The organism is Ruminococcus sp. AF20-12LB (assembly GCF_003478985.1).
In the GTDB taxonomy this organism is placed as follows: Bacteria; Bacillota; Clostridia; order Lachnospirales; family Lachnospiraceae; genus Blautia_A.
This window is the reverse complement of sequence record NZ_QUGH01000001.1, coordinates 374,618-399,597: the sequence shown is the minus strand read 5'-3', so window position 1 is coordinate 399,597 and position 24,980 is coordinate 374,618. Positions and strand designations below refer to the sequence as shown.

Below are 24,980 nucleotides of genomic sequence, written 5' to 3'. Positions count from 1 at the left end.
AATAACAGACCGCCATATCCGGCGGCCTGTTATTTTTCTGGTCAGGCGGATGTTTTTTCTACAGACAGTTTTTATTCCATCACTTGCAGAAATCAGTCCTCTGCTTCAATTGTATACAATACAGAATGGAAGTCACCGTTTGTCTTATTGCAGTAGTCACGATCAACCGGGATTCCTGCATACATCAGCTCATTTCCGTAAGCTTTCAGGCACTTATCTTCCCATTTTACTTTGTAAAGCTGATCCTCGTCAAGACCTTTGAACCGCAGACGCATCCAGGAAGCATTTACCTTGTTCAGTCTCTCATAGTATCCGGCAACTGCCTGTTTTTTGTCTCTGGAAACAACCATCCATGCAGTATCATTTCCTTCGAACGGGCTTAAGATACGGTAGAAATCACCCTCCACCTGGATCAGATCACGATGTTCCTTCATGAATTCCACCTGTGCCTTTACCTCTTCGATCTCTTCATCACTTAAGAGGTTCAGATCCAGCTCATAGCCAAAGGTTCCGAAATATGCCACATTTGCTCTTGTGGAAAGCGGTGTGGTACGGTGCAGCTGATGATTCGGTACTGCTGATACATGAGATCCCATGCTGACGATCGGATAGACAAAGGAGGTACCGTACTGGATCTTTTCTCTCTCAGCTGCATCGGTATCATCACTGGTCCATGTCTGCGGTGCAAAATACAGCATTCCCGGATCAAATCTTGCTCCGCCGCTTGCGCAGGATTCAAAGAGGATGTCAGGGAATCTCTCTGTCAGTCTTGTATACAGCTCATAAACACCAAGGATATATTTATGCATAGTCTTGCCCTGATCTGCTGCAGATGCGCCGCGGCTGAAAGGCTCAGACATATAACGGTTCATATCCCATTTAATGTAGGAAATGGAAGATTCCTCGATAACCTTGGAGATGGAATCATAAATGAAATCCACAACCTCAGGTCTGGAAAAATCAAGAACGTGCTGATGTCTTGAGTGAGACTCAAAACGGTCCGGTGCTCCGATGAGCCAGTCCGGATGTGCTCTGTAGCAGTCACTGTTCTTATTTACCATCTCAAGCTCTACCCAGAGACCGAATTTCAGGCCCATCTCCTCGATCTTACGGGAAAGTCCGGAAATTCCGTTCGGAAGCTTATTCTTATTTACGAACCAGTCGCCAAGGCCCTGGTAATCATCGTTTCTGGTTCCGAACCATCCGTCATCCAGAACGAACAGCTCTACTCCAACCTCTTTGGCTTTTTTTGCAATATTGAGGATTTTTTCCTCATTAAAATCAAAATAGGTCGCTTCCCAGTTATTGAGGAGGATCGGGCGTGCATGATTTCTCCATTTTCCACGCATCAGACGGTCACAGTACAGTCTGTGGTAAGCCTGGCTCATTCCGTTTAAGCCCTTATCACTGTATACCATAACAACCTCCGGAGTCTGGAATTCCTCATCTCTGGAAAGCTCCCAGGAAAATCCCTGTGGATTGATTCCCATCATAACTCGTGTCATCTCGTAGGTGGAAACCTCGACCTGTGCAAGGAAGTTGCCGCTGTACACAAAGCTGAATCCAAAAACCTCGCCTGTGTCTTCTGTTGTATGAGGACGCTTCAGTGCGATAAACGGATTCTGCTCAGAGCTGGAACCGGTTCCTGCAAGACTCTGTACAGCCTGTGTACCCATCTCAAGTTTACGTGTTTTTACATAGCGCTCACGTGCCCACGCACCGGAAAGATGGATCATCTCATAATCCATATCCGGAAACTCCACTGCTGCACTCATCACATTCTCAAGGCGGATCTTCTGATCCCCTTTCTGAACAAGGCGTGCGCTTCTGGTGATCACCGGGTAATCCTCATATACGGAATATGTAAGAACAAGGTCTGTGTCCATCACAGAATCATGAAGTGTGATATCCAGAGATGTTGCTTCCTCATCACTTTCTGTATAAGTTGCCGGAAGACCTGCAAGCTTCTTCTTGCCGCCATAGATCTCATGAGAAACATATTTGAAATCTACGATCTCGCTTCCGTTCTCCTGACGAACAGTAAGGGCAGGGTTTCTATAATCACCGGTTCCGTAAACAGGATACTCCTGTTTGGTATACTGCATGGAAAGAAGTCCTGGCTCCGGAACGCATACAGCCATCAGGGAACGCATGATCTCTTCATGAAGATAACTGAAATCCTCTTTATCGCGGATAGCTTTTCCATAGTACAGATTCTCCATCTGACCATTTTCCATGATACAGGTGATGTAGCTTAAATGTTTGTTATAAATGTGGAATGTCTTTGATCCCTCGTGAAATTTAATCGGCATAATTTTCTCCTTTTTTCATTTACTGCAGATAAAAATATCCGCCTCTTTCCTTAAGAATCATCAAATAGCTGTGCATTTTGGCATTTGCTTCGATAAAAATACCGCTGACAACCTCAATAACCAAATCCTCAGTTATATACATTGTCAGCGGTCTTGTATTACCTTATGTAATATTTCTGATTACAGTTTTCCACCGCTGGTAGCAATACCTTCGATAAACTGTTTCTGGAAGATCATGTAGATCACGATCATCGGAATGCAGGCGATCAGAGATGCAGCCATCAGTTCCGGGAATTTGGATACGTACTGGCCCTGCATCTTTGCAAGTGCGGAAGAAAGTACCAGCATATCCTTATCTGTATTAACGATCATCGGCCACATCAGGTCTTTGAATGCGAATACAGCTGTGAAAATTCCAAGTGCGACCATACTGGATCTTGTAAGTGGTGCCATGATGTAAAGGAAGGTCTGACCGATGTTACATCCGTCAAGTCTGGCAGCCTCCTCCAGATCCTTCGGCAGTCCCATGTATCCCTGTCTCAGAAGGAAAGTACCGAATGCAGTAACAATACCTGGGAATACAAGGGCAAAGATCGTATTCAGCATACCCATCTTGCTGACCATCAGGTACTGCGGGATGATGAAAATCTGTACCGGAACCATCATCTGGAACAGTACAAGACTGAAGCAGAGATCACGGCCCTTGAAGTTCAGTCGTCCAAATGCATAGCCTGCCATAGTTGCTGTAAGAACCGCACACACTACTCGGAAGAAGATCAGAAGCAGTGTATTCTTGTACAGAAGCAGGAAGTTCATGTTATTGATAACAGAAATAAATGCGTCTTTTCTCCATATTTTCGGGAAAATAGTGAAAGGATCTACAGATGTTGCTTCAGTTACAGTTTTAAAAGCTGTCAGGATCATCCAGATAAATGGCACAAGCATCGTTATGGACACAATGATCAGTATGACATGTATTAAAATAGTGGTTAATTTCTTTTTTGTTTCCATACTATCCATGGTTAATCCCCCTTTTTAGTTGTAGAATACCCATTTCTTCTGACCGATCATCTGGAATACTGTCAGGATCATGGTGATAATAAGAAGTACTACTACGATCGTAGCGCCGTATCCCATGTTCTTATTGATAAATGCATATTTATAGAACAGGTAAACCAGTGACTGAGTCTTGGTAAGTGCCGGGTTTGACTTGTCAATAACCATATAGATCAGGTCGAATACCTGAAGGGATCCGATCACACGGGTAACAAGTACGAAGAAAATGGTTGGTGAAAGAAGCGGGATCGTAATGCTGAAGAATGCATTCACACCTGTAGCTCCGTCAATCTCTGCCGCTTCATAATAATCCCTCGGAATTTCCTGAAGTCCTGCCAGAAAAAGAACCATATTGTAACCGATGATAGACCATACACCGATGATCGCAACTGCAAATACTGCAATTTTCGGATTAGAAACCCAGTTTACATGAACATGGAAAACGTTATTGATAAGACCATAATCAGAGTTGAACAGCCATCTCCATACCATGGCTACCGCTGCCGGAGCTGCTACCATCGGAAGGAAGATGATGGTTCTGTAAATAGAACGGCCCTTCATCTTTCTGTTAAGAAGTACTGCAAGAACAAGTGCGATGACAATGGAAAAAGGGACCTCCACGATCGCATATTTGAATGTGTTGATCAGTGCCTGCCAGATCTCTTTATCTGCAAAAACCTTCTGGTAGTTCTGTAAACCGATAAAGATATTTCCTTTACCAAAATCTCCTGTTTTGAAAAAGCTCTGGTAAATAGTCTGGAAGATCGGAATGATGTTCAATACGATCAGTCCGATGGTTGTTGGGAGAATAAACAGCCAGCCCCAGAGGAACTCACTGCGCTCTCTCTTTGTCCGTGCCTGTGACTTGGTAGTTTTAGCCATAAGAATCACTCCTTCTATTCCTTCTATGTATGAGGCCGCTGCACCTGAGTGCGGCGGCCCCTCTCATTACTGCACTTAATTATCGGTGTTTCTTAATGCTTACTCCTCAGCCAGCTTCTCGTTCATCTGATCAGCCATCTGCTTGCAAGCCTCTTCCATTGTGATGTCGCCTGTGTATACGCCCTTAAGGATCTCGTTGTCCTCGTTCTCCCATGTTACAGTAGATTTGGAGTATGGACGGATTACCATGTCATCCATCATGTTCAGATAAGCCTGAAGGTTGAAGTCTGCGGATTTAGCCCATGCATCAGATGTATCCTTGTATGCACTCATTGTAACACCAAGTTCAGCCTGTTTCTCCTGAGCCTCTTTGGATCCGAGGTACTCAATCAGCTGCCAAGCTTCGTCTGTGTGCTCACCGGAAGCAGATGCTGCCCATCCAAGTCCGTTATATAAGGAAGCTCTTCTTCCTGTCTCAGCGTTCTTAGGAAGCTCTACACAATCACAGTTCGCTGCTGTGTACTCGTTCTCTTTAAATGCTGCAAGCATCCAGGAGCCCTGGCATGTCATAGCGATCTTGCCAGCCTCGAAAAGTACGTCCTCGTTGTTCTCGGACATTGTCTCAAGAGACGGGATCACGCCATCCTTGATCCATCCTTCCAGTGTCTGCATAGCTGCGATCGTCTTCTCATCATCCCAGCCGGATTTTGTCTTGTCATCACTGATGATGTATCCGCCGTTATCATAGATCAGGTTGTAGTACCCGGCCTGGTTGTTATCATTTCTCATTGCGAGACCGTACTGGGAACCATCATCCTTGGTAAGCTTCTTAGCTGCCTCTGTAACATCATCCCATGTCCAGTCAGCTGTCGGATAATCAAGTCCTGCCTCGTCAAATAATGTCTTGTTGTACCAGAGAGCGATTGTATCTACATCCTTCGGTACTGCATAATATTTATCATCGTATGTATACAGTCCCCAGATATCCTCCGGATAGTTCTCCGGATCGATCAGATCGCTGTCTTTGATCTTATCGGTCAGATCAAGAAGCATATCGTTGGACATGTATCTCTGACTCTCGTTGGAGTGCATCCAGAATACGTCCGGAAGGGAACCACCCTGTGCACCGGCCTCGAGCATTGTCCAGTACTCATCCCATTTAACAACGGAGATCTCTGTCTTGATTCCTGTCTTCTCTGTGAAGTCTGCGAGAATTTCTTTGATTCCCGGCTCCTGGTTGGTGTCCCAGATGGAAACGGAAAGTGTAACGTCATCGCCCTTGGCATATACAGGAACTGCTGTCATTACCATGGCACCTGTTAATAATAAAGCTGCTACTCTTTTGAAATTCATAACTTCTTCCTCCTTTTTGGATCTCTCTTATTTTCCCTCTTTCTTTGGTCAGTTTTTATATTTTTCCACGTCCCTGACCGTTGATATTATTATAATTGCACATGGAAAAATGATAAATGGATTATTGTAATTTCAATATGGAAAAATGTTGTTTTTTATTCATTTTATCCATTTTTCGTTCATGCTTTGTTAATTATTCGTCATTTTTACATGTTTTCTTGTATTTCTTACATATATTTTCATATTTTTCACTATTTATGGGCATATTTTGGCACTCATTTATTTCCTTGTAGCAAAACCAACATTTTTACATATCTGTTTTTGTATGTTTTTACTAACTTAGAACATGTATAAATGTCATTTTCCGAAAAATACACTTTCCCTTACCTAACATAATTCCATGCGTGCCATCATTTTCACATGTGCACGCAAAGTTCCATGTTTTTTTATACAGTCCCATAAACCGTGCTGATACTTATCTGCGTCCCCTCTCTTTACACACAATCAAAAACTATGCTAAGATTAGCTGTATCGGACTTTTCCCATATGGTCCGTTTTTCATTTCTATATTTCTATATAAGGAGGTATTTCGTTATGAATCTTTTAAATGAAGATAATGTCGTTCATGTATTCCTCAACAAACTGGGCGACATCGTGATCGCCAATCTTCTTTTTATTCTCTGCTGCATCCCCGTGATCACCATCGGGCCGTCACTGACTGCCCTCTATCACTGCATGATGCGTACCGTAAAAGGGAATAACAACGGCACAACGAAAACATTTTTCAGAGCTTTTAAGGAAAACTTCAAACAGTCACTGATCATATGGCTGCTGATCCTCGCTGCCGGAGCCGTGATCATCCTGAATATCCGCTTTCTGCTCCATGCCGAAGGAAGCGCTGCACATATGCTGTTTTACCTTTCTGTGGGAGTTCTCACTCTGCTGATAATTTTTACTTTATACATATTCCCAGTGATCGCAACCTTTGCCAATACACTGGGGGCACTTTGCAGAAATGCATTTCTGCTGGCATTTATGCACTTCCCCACAACGATCGCCATTGCGGTGATCACGATCTTTCCATTGTATATGACCTATCTCGATGCAAAACTGCAGCCCCTTTACGTATGCTGTTGGTTTTTCTTTGGATTTGGACTTGTAGCTTTTATAAATTCGATGCTGTTGTATCGATTTTTTAAGAAGCTGCTTCCTCCGGAGGAGGATATTTCGCTTTTGTGATGAAAAGCTTGGGAAAATTGTTATTATTGTTATTATAGATATGATATTTTTTTGCTTTTCAAAGCGGAGGAAATCTGCGAGGGGGAAAGCACTCAGAGTTGCGAAGCCCGCTTTTCCCCCTCGCGCTCCCCCTTTCCGGGCACGCTATATTATCGTACGCTGTGGGAATGTGTTAGTATATCGGCACGGCGATGGATTCTACGGTGTTGGTGATGTTATGTTAAGCCGATCTATGCTACTATGATGCTGATAATGTTACGCTGAAACGGTCTATGCTACTACGATGCTGATATTTATGCTACAGTATTCGTAATATTACACTGAGCTTCTTTATGCTACAGCACTGATAATGTTACGCCACGCCACACCACCTCACCTCCAAGTCGAAAGTGAAGCGCCTCGACCCAATCTCTACCGGTAGGCCACAGGGAAACTCAGCCTTTCGTCCCAGTCATCCAGCGCAGCGCTGATGACCCATCCAACTCCCGTGAAACCACTCTGCTTCTCACTCTGAACCAAATTCACACCCCACCACTTCTCCCCATCTGATTCCCCTTCCGACCAGCCCCCGACGAAGCCCCGGCGACAGACAGCATACACCTTGCGGGCGTCCATTTCATCTACACTCTTTTCAAAACAACCAATCCCTCATTCTCACCAAGAACCACATTCCGGCCACCATTCAGTACATCACCCTCAGTCTCTCCAAGGCTAACACACCTCCACTGCCCCTCAGGCAAAGTCACACTTCTGACAACCTCCCCCTGCTTCCAAACAGGCGCCACCAAAAGCGCATCACCAACCATAAACTGATCCATCACCCTCTCCATACCCTGTCCAGGGAAAACAAACTCCATAGAACGGGCAATCGGCTCACCAGTAACTTTCGCACACTCTACAGCCTTGAAAATCTCCGGCAGACACTTCTCTCTGAGAGCCAGTGCATCCTTAACCTTCTGAAAATCCGCCTCAGGCAGCACTCTCCAAGGAGAAGCCGAAAACTGCATCACCGGCATCAAAGCCGCAATCTGCGCATACCGCACAAACATCTCCGGCGTACACGCATTCTCATTTCCATTCAAAAAACAGGTATACTCACCACCACCGATCATATCCGGGCTGCCAAAAGGATGCCCCGTAAGCCCCTGTATCAACGTATCCGGAATCAATCCCGCAATACCACTCTCATCCCACTTCGTCTGCTTATCACAAAGCCTCTGCATCAGAGAATAACCACCGGCCCTGAAACATACCCTCAGCTCATTAAACACAAACTGTTCCCCAAACTCAGCCCAAAGCCTGGACAGCTCATCCGTAGAAGCATCCCGGAACAGCTTATCCCCAGCATGATAATAACACGGATCCCCAGCATCCAGTTTAAAACCATCCACACCCATATCCATCAGAACATCCAGCTGATTCTTCAGCCACTTCAAAGCATCCGGATTCGTCAGATCCAGAGCCGCAGAATACCCGTTCCACCACTCCAGGATACGAGGTTTCCCCTCCGGAGTCTCAATCAGAAAATGCTTATCCCTGGCCTTCCGAAACTCCAGCGTATCCGGAGTAACAAACGGACAGATCCACAACATCACAGAAAAGCCCATCTCATGCAATTCTTTGATCATCGCCTTCGCATCCTTGAAATTATCTCCCCTGAACTGCCACCTTCCATAATAAGGAGACCAGCCATCATCGATCATCAGAACACCTGATGGAAAACCATTTTCCAGAATACCTTTTGCATATTTCAGGATATTCTCCTGGGTCTGATAATAGGTAAGTTCAATCCAGGAATTATATACCGGTGCTTTGAAAAATCTGTCTGAAAGTTTGATCTCATGAAATGGAAAATGCGCTTTCATGGCTGCCAGGTATGCACCTCTCAGATCATTGAAGCCGTTTTCCAGAACGATAGATTCCGGACCTTCCGCCAGGATCTCACCTTTTTGAAAAGAGATATGAAAACCTGCGTTGCTCCAGATGTAACGGCCTTTCGAGGAAAGGAATAATGGCATGATCTGATTGTGGGTTGGGTTTTCGCGGAAATCCCAGTCCACAATGTCGTCTGCGCCTACGGGCTGGCGGTAGCCTTCGTAGACTGCGCCGCCATACCAGAATTCGTTTTTTAATATAGTTGTTTTCATATCAAAACTCCTTTCTGCTATATATGAATTTATGTTTTTTTGTTTAAATGTTGAGGTTATTTTTTTTGTATTGATGTAAATTTATTAGCTTTTCGAAGCTAAGGAAATTGCGAGGGGGAAAGCACTCGGAGTTAGCGAAGCCCGTTTTTCCCCCTCGCGCTCCCCCTTTCCGGGCACGCAGTTGTTGTACGTTGTGGGAATGTGTTTATGTACTGGTGGGGCGATGGATTCTACGGTGTTGGTGATGTAACGTTGAGACGATTTGTTCTTATTACCTGTAACTTCCTTCCGGTCAATTGCTTACTCCTTCCGGCTGGAAGTACCAGCTGGCAAGGCGTGTGCTGTCTGACGACGGCTCTGCAGGAGGGGTGCTGATTCTTGGCTGGTGGAAATCTGCGTTGTTTTTCAAAAGTTCGCTGTTTGAGCGCAGCGAGTTCGGACTTTTGGAAAACGCTTTTAGCAGATTTTCAGCGGCTTAGAAGCCAGCCCCCGACGAAGCCTCGGCGTCAGACAGCACACGCCTTGCCAGCGTCCGCATATCCACCCCACCCTCTCCGAATCCCTTCCACTTCAGCCCTTGCCCTTCCCACCCCCATATTGTATAATCACCTCATACAACATCCCACCCCATTTTGTGACCCAAAATTGCGTTTTTGTTGCATAACCCAAGAAACCAGGAGGCCCACCTAAATGAAAAACACACACCAGGAACCCAAAACCCAACACACCCTCTCCGTCTACTTCTGCGGTCAGGAAGATTGCGGCCCAAACCACTCCTTCGGCCCGGCCATGCGCCCACACTACCTCCTCCACGTGATCTTCCACGGCAAAGGCATCTACCAGTGCAGCGGCCACACCTACCATCTGAAAGCAGGCGACGCCTTTCTCATCCGCCCCATGGACTCCATCTACTACCGAGCCGACACCTCCGACCCCTGGAGCTATGCCTGGGCAGGCTTTGACGGCTCCGCCTGCAAAGAAATCCTGAAACAAACCGTATTTTCAGACACCCCCATCTTCACCCCCGAAACACCCGCCCGCCAAAACAGCCTCCTCACCCACATGCAAAGCCTCCTTGACACCTTTTCCGAAAACAACGGAAACGACCTTGCCTCCGCAGGAAACCTCCTCCTGATACTATCCGACATGCAAAAAAAGCCCTCCGAAAGCAGGACCGACATCTCAAACCTGTACTTTCAGAAAGCCTCCGAATACATCAGAAACAACTATGCCTACCCCATCCAGATCTCAGACGTGGCACACTACGTAGGAATCGACCGTTCCTATCTTTACCGGATCTTCATGGAACACGAAAACACCTCCCCAAAACAATATCTCCTGAAACACCGCCTCCAGATGGCAACCCAGCTCCTCTGTTCCTCAACCTGCACCATCACAGAAGCAGCCCTCTCCTGCGGCTTCCGGGACGCACCCTCCTTCTGCAACTACTTCCGCCAGGGAACCGGCTACACCCCAAAGGAATTCCGCAAAGCCTACAGCGGAACCATCTACCCCTGACTAGCCACCTGTACTCCGTCATTTCCCTGCCTGCCAAAAGATAACCGCTCACAATCACAAGCAGACCAAAACAATTCCATAACAGCAAAAAAAAGACGGAAACCATCACGCAGACTCTGCAAATGATCTCCGTCTCTTATTTTCCGGAAAAAAAATGCTTGATAAACACATACAAAACAATGATAAAAGCAAACACATAGCCAAAAGCACCCAGAGCCGGGATTCCCCACAGCTTCGGCTTCATATCCGTAGTACAGATAATACTGGAACTGATCAGAAGTGCCATCACCCACAGCCCCATCACAATATTCCGCACCAGCCGCCGCAAAAGCCACGCCAGATCATCCGAGGCATGAAGATCCAGATTGATCTTCGTCTGCCCCTTCATACAGCCCTGAAGAAAATCCGCCGCCAGAGAAGGAATATCCACCGCACGTTTCAGGGACCATGCAAAATTTTTTCCACCTTTTTTGATCTCACGCTTCCAGTTTCCATTGCTCAAAAACTGCTCTTTAAGCCTTGCCGCAGCAATCTGTGTCATATTGATATCCGGGCAGATCTCAGCCAGAACCCCCTCCACATGAGTCAGTCCTCTCGCAAGCATGGTCAGTCCGTGAGGCATCATGATCTTATTCTCCTTCATGACCTCCATCAGGTCCACCATCACCTCTGCCACATCAATATTTCCCATATCCGCAGTACCGTATTTCTCCATAAGTCCGCGGATATCCTCATAAAGCTTGCTGGAATCCGGCTTTCCCTTAAAATCACCAAGAGCCAGAACCGCATCCTGGATCTTACCGATGTTGTTCATGGCAACCCCTTCAATGGCTTCTCCGATCAGCTGACGGTCATGCTCTGTAAGCCGTCCCATCATCCCCATATCGATCCAGACGATCTTTCCCTCCTGAATCCGTACATTTCCGGGATGAGGATCTGCATGGAAGAAACCATCTTCCATCACCTGCTTGATAAAATTGTCCACATATTTCGTTCCGACCTCATTGAGATCATATCCATTCGCCAGAAGATCTGCCCGGTCATTGATCGCAAAGCCGTCAATATATTCCATCACCAGAACATGTGGTGAAATATATTCGCGGTAAAGAACAGGCACCTTCACAAATGCCACATCTTTATTCTTCTTCGCAAATTCCGCCATATTGGCTGCCTCTGTGAGAAAATTCATCTCCTCCTGGGTCACGGTCCACAGCTCACTTAAGACCATGTTCAGATCTACCATGCCTTTGATACTTACCGGCGGCATCAGACGCACTGCCTTATGCATCAGTCCGATATCCCGGGCCATAGTCTCATAGATTCCTTTTCGCTGAACCTTGATCACAACCTCTTCCCCTGTTTTCAGAGTTGCCCGGTGCACCTGTGCAATGGATGCAGCTCCAAGGGGCTTCTCATCAATGCGCTGAAATTCCTCCTGCCATGGACAGCCCATGGATTCCTCCAGAACTTCTATCACCTGTGAAAAAGGCATGGGCGGCACATCGGAACAGAGTTTCATCAGCTCATCACAGTATATTTTGGGCAAAATATCGGAACGCAGGGACATAATCTGACCCAACTTGATATAAGTTGGGCCCAGGTCTTCCAGTATGAGCCGGAGCTTCTCAGGAGAAACACCCCGGGTAATGGCATGCTTTTTCAGAACGGCTGTGATCTCTCTCAGCCGTTCTCCATATCCGCTTTTTTCTTTTTTCTCCTGTTCTTCTCTGGCCATAAAATTCTCCGTTTACGTTATTAATCTCCGACAGCTTTCATACTTCCTCTTTGTGCTTAAACTGCCTTTTTGTTTCTGTTCCACCGTCTTGTTCTGTCCGGCTTCTTCCATGAGTTCTGCTGTTTTCTCAGAAGTCTCTTTTTATTCTGCCTCCGGAGCTTCCTCACTCCCGCCGGCTGCTTCTGTTTTCTCTTCTTCAACAGTCTCTGTGGCTGCATCCTCAACAGGCTCTGCTACAGGTACTTCTTCCTCTTTTGCAGCTGCCTCAGCCTGCATGCTCTCGATCTGTGCCTTCACAGCTGCAAGCTGCTCCGGTGTGAGCTTGGAGATCGTCGCCTTAAGCTCCTCCTGCTCGTTCTTTCTGGCTGCGGATTCTTTCACAGAATCAGCTGCATTCTTAACTGTTGACTTGATGTTGTGCTTCAGCTCCTGATTGAGGACCTTTCCCTGCTCAACGGTAAGCTCACCTTTTTTTACCAGCTCATCCAGAATCTCCTTGGATTTCTCTGCTGTCACTGCTGCTGTACCAATACCCACCAGTAAAATTTTCTTCAGTCCTTCACCTAATTCCATAATGTTTTCTCCTTTCCTGAAACCGGCAGCTGCCCGACTATCATCCTGCTGTCCGACACCAGCCCCTGTCATGAAACAAAATTTCCTGTTCCTGTCATATTCCCAGAAAAACAAGTCCCTTGGGAACAAAAATGATCAGTCCGACGATTGCTGCCATGATCGCTGCGATCAGTACTGCCCCGGCCGCTGTGTCCTTGGCGATCTTTGCCAGAGGATGACGTTCCTCTGTGACCAGATCCACCACAGCTTCCACTGCCGTATTCACCAGTTCCAGCGCCATCACCATTCCGAACAGCCCCAGGCAGATGCACCACTCTGTCACGGAAAGCCCAAGGATCAGTCCTGCGATCACCACAAGTGCTGCCACCATGCAGTGGATCTTCATATTTCTTTCCTTGCGGATGCAGGTAAAAATCCCCTGAAATGCATATCCGAAGCTTTTATACAGCGGATCCTTCTTTCTGCCTGCCATGTTCCTCACCTGATTTCCTGTTTGAATTATTCCCTCCAACGGGAAGTATGGGATTATTATAACAAGTTTGTAGTAATATTTCCAGTATTCCGAAAAATTTATGAATATTTAAGGAGTATATGTGGCTATTCACAGATAACTGTTTGAGCGGATAAAAGCATCCGCATTCAGTTAAACCACACATACTCCTGATCCTGTTGCATATTATGTAAGATTTCCGGATATCCTGAATTATTTTTCCGGATATATATACGGATGTCACATATTATTCCACATTTTTCAGTGCTTCATCCATGGGCACATGACGGATCCTCCGGAATTCCAGCACTGCTACCACCCCATAAGCTGCGATTCCGATCGCTGTCATTTTCACATAGATCATGGGATCCACCCACATAGTGATCCATCCCGAAATACTGGAAAGCATCATCTCTCTGAATAGCATTTCCATGATCTGCCGTTCAACCGGAAGGCTTAACAGCAGGCAGAACACCACCACAAGTGATGTAGAAAGTATATACAAACGGCTGATCTCACCATTTGTATAACCCAGAATCTTGGTCATGGAAATCGACTGGGCATTTTTTTCGATGATAACCTTGGAAAGCAGATAGATCACCACCAGAAAAATGGTCACGGAAAATCCATACATCATTCCCATCATATCTCCCATGGAAACATCCAGCTGCCTGGATATTTTTGTAAGAGCTTCCAGGTCAATGACAGAACCGATATATTTTGAAGGGATATCCCTGATCTCTGTATCGGAAAAATATCCTCCAAAATAATCATCCCCAAGATCAAACGCCTCATTCAGCTTATCACGCTCCATAAATACACAGAGGCTTGCCGTATAATCATAGATTCCGTCTACTTTAAAGGAATACTCATCCTTCTCATATTTTTCCTTCAGAGTTATGGTATCCCCCTCCTTGATCCGGAATTTGTCCGCATAAGCACTAGAAATATAAACGCCGTCTCCTGAAAGATCCGCATGGATATATTTACTATCCAGCTCCACCCCGTAAAAGGTGATCTCCTCACTTTTATATTTATCAGGCATGGTATTCAGGGAATAGACAGAAAATTTTTCCGCATCTTTATTGTCCGTTCTGGTATCCGTATAATATTCCAGAAGAGAATTCATGGCATCCGCTTTATTCCCTGAATAGGCACTTGCCGGAACCGAAAGTATGTACTGATATTTTGCCAGCATGTTCTCCTGGATCTCCATCTGATAATGATCCAGAGCAGACGGCAAGAGCATTCCAAAAAACAGCAGCAGATTGGCAAAAACAACTCCCACAAACAGCACCAGATAATTGCTGATATTCTGAAAGATCACCCGGAGGCGAAACCTGGAAAAAATTCCGATCTTCGGGCTTAAATACACCGCCCGTTTCTGTTTGTTTCTGGAAAAATCCCTTCTCAGAAGTTTCAGAGGCGAAAGCTTCAGACGGTACCAGAGCACTGCATGATCGATCAGTATCATAATGATGACCGGAACTATGGTTGTCAGAAGAAAGGCATCTGCATTCCATACCGTCACATAAGTCGGCAGACTATAGCTCCCGTAATACATGTCTGCACATACCCCCTTAAATACGGTATAGCCAAGAATATTTCCGATCAGGGCACCGACCAGCGTGACCAGAACCGGAAGCATCATATAATGAAGGATCAGCTCACGCCTGGTATAACCGGATGCACGTAACGTACCGATAACACCGGCTTCCTTTCGGATCGTATTGCTGATGGTAATGCCAAACACAAACGCCATTATCACGATCACAATATAAAGAAGCGTGATGACCATTGCCCTGTCTCCGCCCATATCATCACCGGTAAACATGATCGCCTGGTTAAGATAACGTGGGACAAAAGCCTCCAGAGTTACCACTTTGCCAATATCTTCCACGAGATCCTCGGAAACCTTCTTCTCCTCTTTTTCGTCCTTTGGCTGATGAGCGTAGATCCAGGCATAATTATACCGGAGCTTTTCCTGATCCAGAGTTGCAAATTCCTCCGGAGCTACGATTGCCACACCAAACTTTACAGAATCAAACATGGAATCGTTATTATTCTGAAACAGAGCACTGTAATCCGAAAGTGCCACAAGGCCTGTGATCTTCCAGGATTTTTCACCCCTGGTCAGGATATCTCCTACCTTAAGACTGTTGTTATCCGCATACATACGGTCAATGGCGATCTCGCCCTGCCCTGACGGCATTTCTCCTTTCATCAGGCAGACCTTATTCACCTTCTCACGATTTTTAAAGAAACGCATGGTGCTTCCGTTATCCAGATCTTCTTCTATATAGTAATTCTCGTAAAGCTTAACACCGGCCGCTTCAATGTCCTTCCACTGAGAACTGTAAATCTTCTCCGCAGTACGGAAATTTCCGTTTTCGATGTTATATTTGTCAAAGCTTTCATCATAGGCCTTCAGCATGCTTCCATCGGCTACCAGGAAGCCGGATACAAAACCTATGGTCAGTACCATCAGCAGAAAGACCACCAGATATTTTCCAAATTCCCCCTTCAGTTCCCTGGGGATACGCTTACGTAAAGGATTCTTCATAATGCCCCCTTACCATTCCAGGTCAGCAGCCGGAATCTTCTGCTCATTCTGATAATTTCTGCGGATCATACCGTCACGAAGCTTTACCACACGGTCTGCCATATCCTTGATGGCATCGTTGTGAGTAACCATGACTATGGTATTTCCATATTTGTGATTGACTGTTTCAATCAGCTTCAGGATTTCCTTGGAGGTGTTGTAATCCAGCGCACCGGTAGGCTCATCACAAAGCAGGATATCCGGATTTTTTACAATGGCACGGCCAATGGCAGTTCTCTGCTGCTGGCCTCCCGAAAGCTGGTTCGGAAGCTTCCGCTGATGTTCATAAAGTCCCAGTGTCTCCAGCAGCTCATCCACATCCAGCGGTCTGTCACTTAAATAAGCACCAACTTCAATATTTTCCCTCACAGTCAGATTGGGAATCAGATTATACATCTGAAAAATATATCCCAGATGTTTTCTGCGGTAGAGAGAAAGCTTTTTTTCTTTCATATCCTCCAGCTGTTCTCCCTGAATGGTAATGCTGCCTGCATCTGCCCCGTCAATGCCGCCGATGATATTTAACAGCGTAGATTTTCCGGAACCGGACGGTCCCAGAAGCACACAGAATTCTCCCTTTTCAATCTCCAGATCAATCCCCTTCAGAACATCTACGTGGCTCTCTCCGGACCCGAAGGATTTTTTTATTCCTTTTATTTCCAGAAACATAAACCTCTCCTTCCATTCCTGATCATTTCTTCTTTATATATGAATACAAATATATGTTAGTTCAGACTTACTCTTTTGTCAAGATGCAGGCTTATTTTTGTAATTCGCTGTATCAGTCCGGCTCTTGCCAAAATCCGATAAAACGTATATAATGGGAGAGTATCTGTATATTTTTAACCAAATAATCTTATTTTTAAAGGAGTGAATATTGAAAGTGGACCCCAGCGACACTTACCAGATAATCATATTACTTATTCTGCTGGCATTGTCAGCCTTTTTCTCATCTAACGAAACCGCGCTGATGTCGGTAAACAAGATCCGTCTCCGCTCTCTTGCAGACGAAGGAAACAAGCGTGCAGCCATGGCTCTCGATATCCTGGAGAACCAGACTCCCAAGCTTCTCAGTGCGATTCTCATCGGAAACAACATTGTGAACATTTCGGCTTCTTCCCTTGCAACCACACTTGCATACAGCTTTGGCGGATATATGGTCAGCATCGTAACGGTGATCCTGACGGTTCTGATCCTGATCTTCGGCGAGATCACCCCCAAGAACTACGCAACCATTAACTCAGAAAAGATCACCCTCCGCTATATCCCGGTCTTTAAATTTCTTATGACCATCATGACACCGGTGATCTTTATCATCAATCTCTTTTCAAGAGGTGTGATGCGCCTGATGCGTGTAGATCCGGATGCAGCCGACAAGGCCATGACCGAGGAGGAGCTTCGTACCATCGTGGACGTCAGCCACGAGGACGGTGTCATTGAATCCGACGAAAAAGAAATGATCTACAATGTGTTTGACCTTGGAGATGCCACAGCCAAGGATATCATGGTTCCAAGAGTACATGTTACCTTTGCAGATGTGGAATCCACCTATGATGAGCTGATCGATATTTTCCGCGAGGATAAGTTCACACGTCTGCCGGTTTATAAGGACAGCCAGAACAACATTGTGGGAATCATCAACATGAAGGATCTTCTTCTTTACGACAAAAATGAGGAATTTGTTATCGATCATTTCCTCCGAAAGCCGCATTTTACTTACGAAACAAAAAGCATTTCCGATCTTCTTGTGGAAATGAAGGACTCCACCTTCAATATTGCCATTGTACTGGATGAATACGGTGATATGGCCGGACTGATCACACTGGAGGACATCCTGGAGGAGATCGTGGGTGAGATCCATGACGAATACGATGAGAAGGAAGACGAACTTGTCCAGAAAATTTCCGACCGTGAATACATCATCGAAGGCTCCATGCATCTGGATGACGTAAATGATCATCTGGATACGGAACTGGATTCCGAGGATTATGATTCCCTGGGTGGATTTATCATCGAACATCTGGATCGTCTGCCTGTTGCCGGTGACGAAGTGATCACCGAGGACGGAATTCGTCTGATCGTAGAAAAGCTGGATAAAAACCGTATCGAGAAAGTGCATGTCTACCTTCCGGAAAAAGAGCCTGAAACACCGGGAAATACCGAAGCCTGAGCAAGCAGGCTCCAGCTCCGTAACAATAAACAGCTGATGCACCGGAAAATACTTAATATTTAATACTTAATATCATCCATATCGGAACTGTTATCGGAATCCCCGGCTCACCCATTGAGCCATCATGATTTCTGATTGACAGTTCCGATATTTTATATTATAATGATAAAAAATTTTTATCCATATTTACTAAATGCAATGACAGGGAGTAGTACACAGTCTCCGGATGCACAGAGAGAAGATGGCCGGTGAGAATCTTCGTGACTGAACTGTGGAAGTAGCCCTCGAGCAGTGGACTGAACCATGAATCTTCATGCAGTAGGCTTCATCGTCATTCCCACGTTACAGGGAGGCAGTATAATTTTGTACTGACAGAGAGCAGAGTTTTACCTCTGAAAACAGGTGGTACCGCGGAATTGTCCGTCCTGAGCATATTTTATCCGATATGCCGGGACTTTTTTATTGGAAAAATTTCTCGCGGCAGCCCTTATCTGCTTAACTTTTCACATCATCAAAGGAGGGAACCAATTCATGAAACAGATTTCCGGAAACAAATTGCTTGTAAAAGCCTTAAAAGAAGAAGGCGTTGATGTTCTGTTCGGCTATCCCGGTGCCTGCACCATCGATATCAGCGATGAATTATATAAACAGAGCGGCATTGACATCATCCTGCCACGTCACGAGCAGGCCCTTGTACACGAAGCAGATGCCTATGCCAGAACTACCGGAAAAGTTGGCGTATGTCTCGTTACCAGCGGTCCCGGAGCTACCAACCTTGTTACAGGTCTTGCAACTGCCAACTATGACAGCGTTCCGCTTGTATGCTTTACCGGACAGGTTGCCCGTCACCTCATCGGAAACGACGCGTTTCAGGAGGTTGATATTGTCGGGATCACCAGAAGCATCACAAAATACGGTGTTACCGTCCGCAACCGTGAGGATCTTGGACGTATCATCAAGGAAGCCTTCTATATCGCACGCACCGGACGCCCAGGCCCGGTTCTCATCGACCTTCCAAAGGATGTAATGGCCGAGCTGGGAAGTGCTGAGTATCCGAAAACTGTCAATATCCGTGGCTACAAGCCTAACACCAGCGTGCATATCGGACAGCTGAAGCGTGCCCTCAAAATGCTGCAGAAGGCCAAAAAACCTCTGTTTCTTGCCGGCGGCGGTGTGATCATTTCCCGCGCGCAGGAGATTTTTACCCAGGTTGTTGAGAAAACTCAGATCCCGGTTGTCACAACCGTTATGGGACGTGGCGCCATTTCCACAAAGAACCCTCTGTTTATCGGAAATCTTGGTATGCACGGCGCTTATGCCGCAAATATGGCAGTGAATGAATGCGATCTTCTGTTTTCCATCGGAACCCGTTTTAACGACCGTATCACAGGCAAGCTCCATGAATTTGCTCCACATGCACAGATCGTCCACATTGATATTGACACCGCTTCTATTTCCAGAAACATCCATGTAGATATCCCCATTGTTGCCGATGCAAAAGAAGCTATCACAAAAATGGCTGAATATGTCCAGGAATGTAATACCGGCAAATGGCTGAAGCAGATTCAGGAATGGAAGGAAGAGCATCCTCTTACCATGAAGGACCGTGGTATTATGGGACCGCTGGATATCATCAGCGAGATCAACCGCCAGTTTGACAAGGCCATTCTTGTTACCGATGTAGGTCAGCATCAGATGCTGGTGAGCCAGTATGCGGACATCACCGGGAACCGTCAGCTGATCATGTCAGGCGGACTTGGGACCATGGGTTACGGCCTTCCAGGTGCTATCGGTGCCAAGATTGGTAATCCGGACACACCGGTCATCTCCGTTTCCGGTGACGGCGGCATGCAGATGAATATTCAGGAGCTGGCTACCGCAGTTCTGGAGGAGCTTCCGATCATCTGCTGTATCTTCAATAATGAATATCTCGGAATGGTCCGCCAGTGGCAGAAGCTTTTCTACGGAAAACGTTACGCCATGACAAACCTGAAGGCCGGTGCACTCTCCCGCCGTACAGACGGTCAGGAATATCCGGAATACACACCGGATTTCATCCGTCTCGCAGAGAGCTATGGGGCAAAGGGTATCCGTGTAACTGAGAAGGATCAGATCGCGGCTGCTTTCGAAGAGGCTAAGAAGAACACAAAAACTCCTACGATCATCGAATTTATCATTGATCCGGAGGAAATGGTTTACCCGATGATCAAGCCGGGCGGCACCCTGGCTGATCTGATCATGGATTGTTAGGAGGAATGAATGATGGATAAAGGAATGAAAAAAAGATGGATCTCTCTCTACGTTGAAAACCAGGTCGGTGTTCTTTCCAAGATTTCTGGTCTTTTCTCCGGAAAGTCCTATAACCTGGACAGTCTTACGGTTGGAACTACGGAGGATCCCACAGTTTCCAGAATGACCATCGCCACAGTCAGCGATGATGAAACCTTTGAGCAGATCAAAAAACAGCTGAACCGTATGATCGAGGTGATCAAGGTTATTGATTTTACAGACGTGTTCGTTCGAATGAAGGAGATCCTTTACATCAAGGTAAAGGACTGCTCCCCGGAAGATAAAGCGGAACTTTTCCAGATTGCTGAGACTTTCAAGGCACGTGTCATCGACTATGGAAAAGACAGCCTCCTTCTGGAATTCGTCCAGACCGCAACCAAAAATGACGCGGTCATCAAGCTTATCAAAGAAGAGTTCAAACATATCGAAGTTGTCCGCGGCGGAAGTGTCGGAATTGAGTCTATCAGTATGATGGAGAGATAAAAGCTGAATAATATCACGATATAAAAACAACGGGAAGATGATCCCTTCCGCAGACAGCGCCAGCTGCTGCGGAGGGGAGCCATAAGCCATCTTTTCTTTTAGGGCAAGTTTCTTTCCTATTGTATCCATCACTTCATTCCTCCTATACGACATTCATCACATTCTTTTCATCTGATACAACACACAACCATGACTATCTACTTCTTCTGCTGCTTCAGTTGCTTTTTTGCCGGACCAGATTTCTTTTGCATCCTCTTTGATATATATTTCTGCTAATTTATCAGGAATTTCTTTCTTTTTATCCGATACATTAAATATTGCAATATATGTATTCTCTTCGTTTTCTCCTGACCAGACAATCCATTCATCGTCTCTGTACTCTTGTCTCTGTCCATCCAGTGTACGATGCATCTCGTTTACCTCTGTATTTGTTAACAATGAGAGCGTCCACTCATCCAAATCAGCTAGTTCTCCGCCATACATCAATGGTGACTGAAAGATAGACCACAATGTGATCATTGTCTTTTGTTCTGGCTTTGTAAAGCAGGTCATACGGTCTGCCTTTCCACGTTCACCTGAGCGTATTCCAATATGCCCCAATGGAAGCATGTCACAATCAGGCCAGTTTCCTTTACGAATAAATGGTGACCAATAATTACAGCGGTCAAACATATCATACAGCAATTCCCACTCATCCCAGAAATCATCTGTCAATCTCCACATATTTGCAGTTTTTTGAAGAAAACTTCCATCCTGCAGTCTTGCCGGTCCCGGCGAAAGGGAAAGTACAATGTCCCGTCCCGTTTTGTCGATAGCCTTTCGAATCCCTTCAATTTCCTTTCTATGTGAATCTCTGTAAATCGTTGAATATGCGATATCATCAACTTTAATGAAATCAACTCCCCAAGAAGCATACAATTCCATAAGCGAATCATAATATAACTGTCCTTCTGGAATTGACATATCCACTCCATACATATCTGAATTCCATGGACAGATACTGTTTATTGCAATCTGATCTGCTGTCTTATCCGTTCCTTTGATATGCATTCTTCCATGAACAGCCTGTCTTGGTATTCCCCTTAAAATGTGAATACCGAATTTCAACCCTAATTGGTGTACATATTCAGCAAGTGGTGCAAACCCAACTCCATCTGCTGAACTTGGAAAACGATTTTCAGCCGGAAGCACACGACTATATTCATCTATCTTCAAATCCGCAAACTTGCGATATGCTGCTGACTCAGCTCCTGGCTCGTACCACTGAATATCTACAACCACATAGTTCCATCCATATTTCTTAAGCTTTTCTGCCATAATATCTGCATTTCTTTTTACTTCTTCTTCTGTAACAGACGCTCCATATACATCCCAGCTGTTCCATCCTTTTGGTGGTGTTTTTGCAAATTCTAACATATCTCTTTCCTTACCTTTCCATTTTATTTTAGGGTGCACAAAATACAGGTCACCTTTTACAAACTGACTTCTTTCTTCTAATAACTATAGCTTTTTACTTTTCTGTGAATTTGAATCGATTCGTTTCCTGTCTGAATTTTTAGATTATTTTTGTCTTTTCTTTCTCTTGTCTACATTGATATCATATACTATAATCTTATTACCATGTTAGTCACTTTTGTTGGGTAACTTATAAATTTTGTCGGAAATTGTAGTTTAATAAAAGCAAGAATTTTGTATCTATCGAATATAAATATACAAACTACCGAAAGGAGATCCTATGGAATTAGAAAAATTGAATCTGTACAGAGACACCATCTGGAATGATATAAAACTTCGTTTCTGCGGTCATTCAGAATGTCTGCCGCTTCATTCCTACGGACCTGGAACAAGACCCTATTATCTCATGCATTTTGTTCTTTCCGGGAAGGGACGTCTTGTTGTTAATAAAACAGAATATCTTATTGAAGAAAAACAGATTTTTTTGATTGAACCGGATCAGATGGTCTTCTATCAGGCCGATAAGGAGAATCCATGGACTTATTCGTGGGTTGGCTTCAATGGCAAACTCGCTCCATACTTCATTCATCGTCTTGGATTCGGTTATCCGTCCCTCACAAAAGGACTTTCTACAGAAGTCTTTGAGGAAATCAAGGATCTCCTTGAGATTCTGATTTCCATAAAAAATGATAGTACAAAAAATGATCTGTATACCAATGGCATTCTTCTCCTTCTTCTTTCAAAAGTTGGTACTTTTATCGAGAACTCCAAAGAGCTTCCCGAAAGAAAAAGTCGTCAGAATTCAGAAAGTCATGTACAGCAAGCAATTTCTATTGTAGAAGATTTCTACGGACGAGACCTGACAGTTCAGTATATTGCAGACAAACTGAATCTGAATCGATCCTATCTCTCAGAAATCTTTTCAAAGCAGATGGGTGTTCCATTGAAAAAATATATACTGGATTTTCGCATCACCCAGAGTGAAGAATTTCTTTTTACTTCTGACTGGTCCGTGGACTATATCAGTCAGATCTGTGGATTCAGTTCGCCTTCTTATTTTTCAAAAGTATTTAAAGAATACCACGGAATTTCTCCTACAGAATATAGAAAAAACCGTCACAAACGCGAACGCCAAATTGTTCTGGTAAAATAATGGGCTGTCGCACTAAGTATTAGTGCGTAGCTCATTTTCTTGTGCAAAAAAATAACTGCCAGACCTCGAAAGAATAAATTCTGTATCGCCCAGAACACTTTTGAAGATTGTGCTTTATTCTTACATGAACGGGGATTACTCCTCTCGTTCCATGGAAGTGAATTACTCGGTAACTGAGTTACCAGAGCATCTGAATTAAGGCGGGATACCGCCTTTTTTTCAGGGTGCATCCATGACACCACTACTGCCTGCTCGTTAGAGCTATACAGCTACTTTTATTATTTCCGGTGTTTTCAGTCCGGTTACGGACAGTTCTTTTTTCACTCCGGACACGGAATGATATTTTCTCAGGATATTATATGCGCCTACGGCATCTGCGTTATAAACTCTGTTTCCATCCCTGTACAGTCCTCTCTCTTTCCGGTTGGACGGTTCTGCATATCTTTTCCCTACTTCCGGTGACAGTGGGCTGCACTGGCTCGTATAACTTTCTTCCTGCTTTACGAAACGGATCCCATACATTTTCAGCTTATATTCCAGCATGGTGTAGATCCTGTTATACGGCAGACTGTGAAATTTCTGGTTTGTCCTGTGTCCCAGGTCTTTTTCTCTCCGGATGTTCCGGATATCCCCTGCAACAACACAAGTGATCCCTCGTTCCCGGCAGTATTCTGCAAGATATCTTGTGACTTTGTGCAGATAATCTGTTACCGAATCCTGTTTTTTCCTATATAATTTCCTGATATGTTTTGATGTGACCGGATGTTTTACTCCCTTTCCGGACTGCTGCCCATACCACCGGGCCTGCACCCTTGCAATCTCCTTATGGAAATATCTTTCCAACGCAAGGTACTTCCTGCCCAGGATAAACGTCTTCCCATTTTCAGAATCATAACACGTCATAAGGTTGTGAAGCCCCAGATCAATAGACAGTTCATGTCCGTTCTGTGGAAGTTCTTCCTGGTCAGGGACCTCATAAACAACTATGATTTTACAATTTCCCTTCTCCGGCGGATAGATCCGCATCTGTTTGATCCGACCCATGTCCCTGAAGATCTTATTTTCAAGGTAAAGAAATCTTTCATGGATCTGATATGTTTCTTCCATATATTTTTTTAATGCCTTTGGAAGGGAAAGGCGGACTCTGCCCGTATCCCTTTCATGCGCGATCCCCATCTGCATATAGGTGATGGGGATACTTTTCTGCTTAAACCGCGGCGGTCTGGGAGTCTCGATCCCTCCGGATCTTTTCAGGGCATAAAAAGACTTCCATGCCTTGTCCAGCAGCTTACAGACTTCCTGGGCGGTCTGGGACGGGAGCTGTTTATACCACAGATCCTCTTTATGGGCTTTTTTCTGATAATACCAGTCCGGATACTGCTCCATCCCGGTTTCTTTGTAATGCTGACGCTCGTAATTACAGACATTCCAGAGCTTGGATGCTGCATAGCACATATGCCCGATGAGGTTCGCATATTCCCGGCTGACCTTTATGGATGTTTTCTTTGACAGCAGCATGTCCT

General features: G+C 45.1%; 18 protein-coding genes and 1 other annotated feature. Of the genes, 6 read left to right on the top strand and 12 right to left on the bottom strand.

Translation table 11 applies throughout. The features are described 5' to 3' along the window. Window positions 1–92: 92 nt before the first annotated feature. From DWX61_RS01780 to DWX61_RS01765, 4 genes are all read right to left on the bottom strand, one after another. Complete coding sequence (locus DWX61_RS01780) at window positions 93–2,312, bottom strand: alpha-galactosidase (protein WP_118623469.1); 2,220 nt, start codon at window positions 2,310–2,312, stop codon at window positions 93–95. 180 nt (window positions 2,313–2,492) lie between these two features. After that, window positions 2,493–3,323: a carbohydrate ABC transporter permease gene (locus DWX61_RS01775; protein WP_353615808.1), complete on the bottom strand. Its 831-nt coding sequence runs from the start codon at window positions 3,321–3,323 to the stop codon at window positions 2,493–2,495. 24 nt (window positions 3,324–3,347) lie between these two features. Next, window positions 3,348–4,250: a carbohydrate ABC transporter permease gene (locus tag DWX61_RS01770; protein WP_118513233.1), complete on the bottom strand. Its 903-nt coding sequence runs from the start codon at window positions 4,248–4,250 to the stop codon at window positions 3,348–3,350. 99 nt (window positions 4,251–4,349) lie between these two features. Further along, on the bottom strand, window positions 4,350–5,603 hold the full coding sequence (locus tag DWX61_RS01765) for an ABC transporter substrate-binding protein (RefSeq protein ID WP_118623467.1): 1,254 nt from the start codon (window positions 5,601–5,603) through the stop codon (window positions 4,350–4,352). A 594-nt stretch (window positions 5,604–6,197) separates the two neighbouring features. On the opposite strand from DWX61_RS01765, the gene DWX61_RS01760 reads away from it, so the two are divergent. Further along, window positions 6,198–6,842 (top strand): YesL family protein, encoded by a 645-nt coding sequence (locus DWX61_RS01760; RefSeq protein ID WP_118623465.1) that lies wholly within the window; start codon window positions 6,198–6,200, stop codon window positions 6,840–6,842. 620 nt (window positions 6,843–7,462) lie between these two features. Here DWX61_RS01760 and DWX61_RS01750 read toward each other — a convergent pair. Then, complete coding sequence (locus DWX61_RS01750; protein WP_118623461.1) at window positions 7,463–8,989, bottom strand: glycoside hydrolase family 31 protein; 1,527 nt, start codon at window positions 8,987–8,989, stop codon at window positions 7,463–7,465. Window positions 8,990–9,679: 690 nt separating this feature from the next. Here DWX61_RS01750 and DWX61_RS01745 point away from each other — a divergent pair. Then, on the top strand, window positions 9,680–10,507 hold the full coding sequence (locus tag DWX61_RS01745) for an AraC family transcriptional regulator (RefSeq protein ID WP_118623459.1): 828 nt from the start codon (window positions 9,680–9,682) through the stop codon (window positions 10,505–10,507). Window positions 10,508–10,643: 136 nt separating this feature from the next. Here DWX61_RS01745 and DWX61_RS01740 read toward each other — a convergent pair whose 3' ends face one another. From DWX61_RS01740 to DWX61_RS01720, 5 genes are all read right to left on the bottom strand, one after another. Next, on the bottom strand, window positions 10,644–12,242 hold the full coding sequence (locus DWX61_RS01740) for an ABC1 kinase family protein (RefSeq protein WP_118623457.1): 1,599 nt from the start codon (window positions 12,240–12,242) through the stop codon (window positions 10,644–10,646). A gap of 141 nt (window positions 12,243–12,383) precedes the next feature. After that, window positions 12,384–12,815, bottom strand: coding sequence for a phasin family protein (locus DWX61_RS01735; protein WP_280520113.1), 432 nt, complete (start codon window positions 12,813–12,815; stop codon window positions 12,384–12,386). A gap of 94 nt (window positions 12,816–12,909) precedes the next feature. Then, on the bottom strand, window positions 12,910–13,287 hold the full coding sequence (locus DWX61_RS01730; RefSeq protein ID WP_118513239.1) for a diacylglycerol kinase family protein: 378 nt from the start codon (window positions 13,285–13,287) through the stop codon (window positions 12,910–12,912). 265 nt (window positions 13,288–13,552) lie between these two features. Next, window positions 13,553–15,868, bottom strand: coding sequence for an ABC transporter permease (locus DWX61_RS01725; RefSeq protein ID WP_118623455.1), 2,316 nt, complete (start codon window positions 15,866–15,868; stop codon window positions 13,553–13,555). A 9-nt stretch (window positions 15,869–15,877) separates the two neighbouring features. Beyond that, window positions 15,878–16,576, bottom strand: a complete 699-nt coding sequence (locus DWX61_RS01720; protein WP_118513241.1) for an ABC transporter ATP-binding protein — start codon at window positions 16,574–16,576, stop codon at window positions 15,878–15,880. Window positions 16,577–16,790: 214 nt separating this feature from the next. Here DWX61_RS01720 and DWX61_RS01715 point away from each other — a divergent pair, with 214 nt between their 5' ends. The 3 genes from DWX61_RS01715 (at window position 16,791) to ilvN (ending at window position 20,849) form a co-directional block, all read left to right on the top strand. Then, window positions 16,791–18,077, top strand: a complete 1,287-nt coding sequence (locus tag DWX61_RS01715; protein WP_118623660.1) for an HlyC/CorC family transporter — start codon at window positions 16,791–16,793, stop codon at window positions 18,075–18,077. Window positions 18,078–18,266: 189 nt separating this feature from the next. Next, window positions 18,267–18,508: a binding site (T-box leader), on the top strand. Between the two features lie 100 nt (window positions 18,509–18,608). Continuing rightward, window positions 18,609–20,327, top strand: coding sequence for a biosynthetic-type acetolactate synthase large subunit (ilvB, locus tag DWX61_RS01710; RefSeq protein ID WP_118623453.1), 1,719 nt, complete (start codon window positions 18,609–18,611; stop codon window positions 20,325–20,327). A gap of 9 nt (window positions 20,328–20,336) precedes the next feature. Beyond that, window positions 20,337–20,849 (top strand): acetolactate synthase small subunit, encoded by a 513-nt coding sequence (gene ilvN, locus DWX61_RS01705; protein ID WP_330590723.1) that lies wholly within the window; start codon window positions 20,337–20,339, stop codon window positions 20,847–20,849. A gap of 156 nt (window positions 20,850–21,005) precedes the next feature. On the opposite strand, the gene DWX61_RS01700 is transcribed toward ilvN, so the two are convergent. Further along, window positions 21,006–22,265 carry a glycoside hydrolase family 27 protein gene (locus DWX61_RS01700; RefSeq protein WP_117569647.1) on the bottom strand — a complete coding sequence of 420 codons (1,260 nt, stop codon included), beginning with the start codon at window positions 22,263–22,265 and terminating at the stop codon, window positions 21,006–21,008. A gap of 319 nt (window positions 22,266–22,584) precedes the next feature. Between DWX61_RS01700 and DWX61_RS01695 the strand changes: the two genes are divergently transcribed. Further along, complete coding sequence (locus DWX61_RS01695; RefSeq protein WP_118062220.1) at window positions 22,585–23,457, top strand: AraC family transcriptional regulator; 873 nt, start codon at window positions 22,585–22,587, stop codon at window positions 23,455–23,457. A gap of 261 nt (window positions 23,458–23,718) precedes the next feature. On the opposite strand, the gene DWX61_RS01690 is transcribed toward DWX61_RS01695, so the two are convergent. Then, window positions 23,719–24,975, bottom strand: coding sequence for an RNA-guided endonuclease InsQ/TnpB family protein (locus tag DWX61_RS01690; RefSeq protein ID WP_244789949.1), 1,257 nt, complete (start codon window positions 24,973–24,975; stop codon window positions 23,719–23,721). Window positions 24,976–24,980: the final 5 nt, after the last annotated feature.

What these genes read in the sequence shown, in the direction of transcription:
- DWX61_RS01780 (WP_118623469.1), bottom strand. Translation starts at nt 2,312, where the DNA reads ATGCCGATTAAATTTCACGAGGGATCAAAGACATTCCACATTTATAAC.
- DWX61_RS01775 (WP_353615808.1), bottom strand. Translation starts at nt 3,323, where the DNA reads ATGGAAACAAAAAAGAAATTAACCACTATTTTAATACATGTCATACTG.
- DWX61_RS01770 (WP_118513233.1), bottom strand. Translation starts at nt 4,250, where the DNA reads ATGGCTAAAACTACCAAGTCACAGGCACGGACAAAGAGAGAGCGCAGT.
- DWX61_RS01765 (WP_118623467.1), bottom strand. Translation starts at nt 5,603, where the DNA reads ATGAATTTCAAAAGAGTAGCAGCTTTATTATTAACAGGTGCCATGGTA.
- DWX61_RS01760 (WP_118623465.1), top strand. Translation starts at nt 6,198, where the DNA reads ATGAATCTTTTAAATGAAGATAATGTCGTTCATGTATTCCTCAACAAA.
- DWX61_RS01750 (WP_118623461.1), bottom strand. Translation starts at nt 8,989, where the DNA reads ATGAAAACAACTATATTAAAAAACGAATTCTGGTATGGCGGCGCAGTC.
- DWX61_RS01745 (WP_118623459.1), top strand. Translation starts at nt 9,680, where the DNA reads ATGAAAAACACACACCAGGAACCCAAAACCCAACACACCCTCTCCGTC.
- DWX61_RS01740 (WP_118623457.1), bottom strand. Translation starts at nt 12,242, where the DNA reads ATGGCCAGAGAAGAACAGGAGAAAAAAGAAAAAAGCGGATATGGAGAA.
- DWX61_RS01735 (WP_280520113.1), bottom strand. Translation starts at nt 12,815, where the DNA reads ATGGAATTAGGTGAAGGACTGAAGAAAATTTTACTGGTGGGTATTGGT.
- DWX61_RS01730 (WP_118513239.1), bottom strand. Translation starts at nt 13,287, where the DNA reads ATGGCAGGCAGAAAGAAGGATCCGCTGTATAAAAGCTTCGGATATGCA.
- DWX61_RS01725 (WP_118623455.1), bottom strand. Translation starts at nt 15,868, where the DNA reads ATGAAGAATCCTTTACGTAAGCGTATCCCCAGGGAACTGAAGGGGGAA.
- DWX61_RS01720 (WP_118513241.1), bottom strand. Translation starts at nt 16,576, where the DNA reads ATGTTTCTGGAAATAAAAGGAATAAAAAAATCCTTCGGGTCCGGAGAG.
- ilvB (WP_118623453.1), top strand. Translation starts at nt 18,609, where the DNA reads ATGAAACAGATTTCCGGAAACAAATTGCTTGTAAAAGCCTTAAAAGAA.
- ilvN (WP_330590723.1), top strand. Translation starts at nt 20,337, where the DNA reads ATGATGGATAAAGGAATGAAAAAAAGATGGATCTCTCTCTACGTTGAA.
- DWX61_RS01700 (WP_117569647.1), bottom strand. Translation starts at nt 22,265, where the DNA reads ATGTTAGAATTTGCAAAAACACCACCAAAAGGATGGAACAGCTGGGAT.
- DWX61_RS01695 (WP_118062220.1), top strand. Translation starts at nt 22,585, where the DNA reads ATGGAATTAGAAAAATTGAATCTGTACAGAGACACCATCTGGAATGAT.
- DWX61_RS01690 (WP_244789949.1), bottom strand. Translation starts at nt 24,975, where the DNA reads ATGCTGCTGTCAAAGAAAACATCCATAAAGGTCAGCCGGGAATATGCG.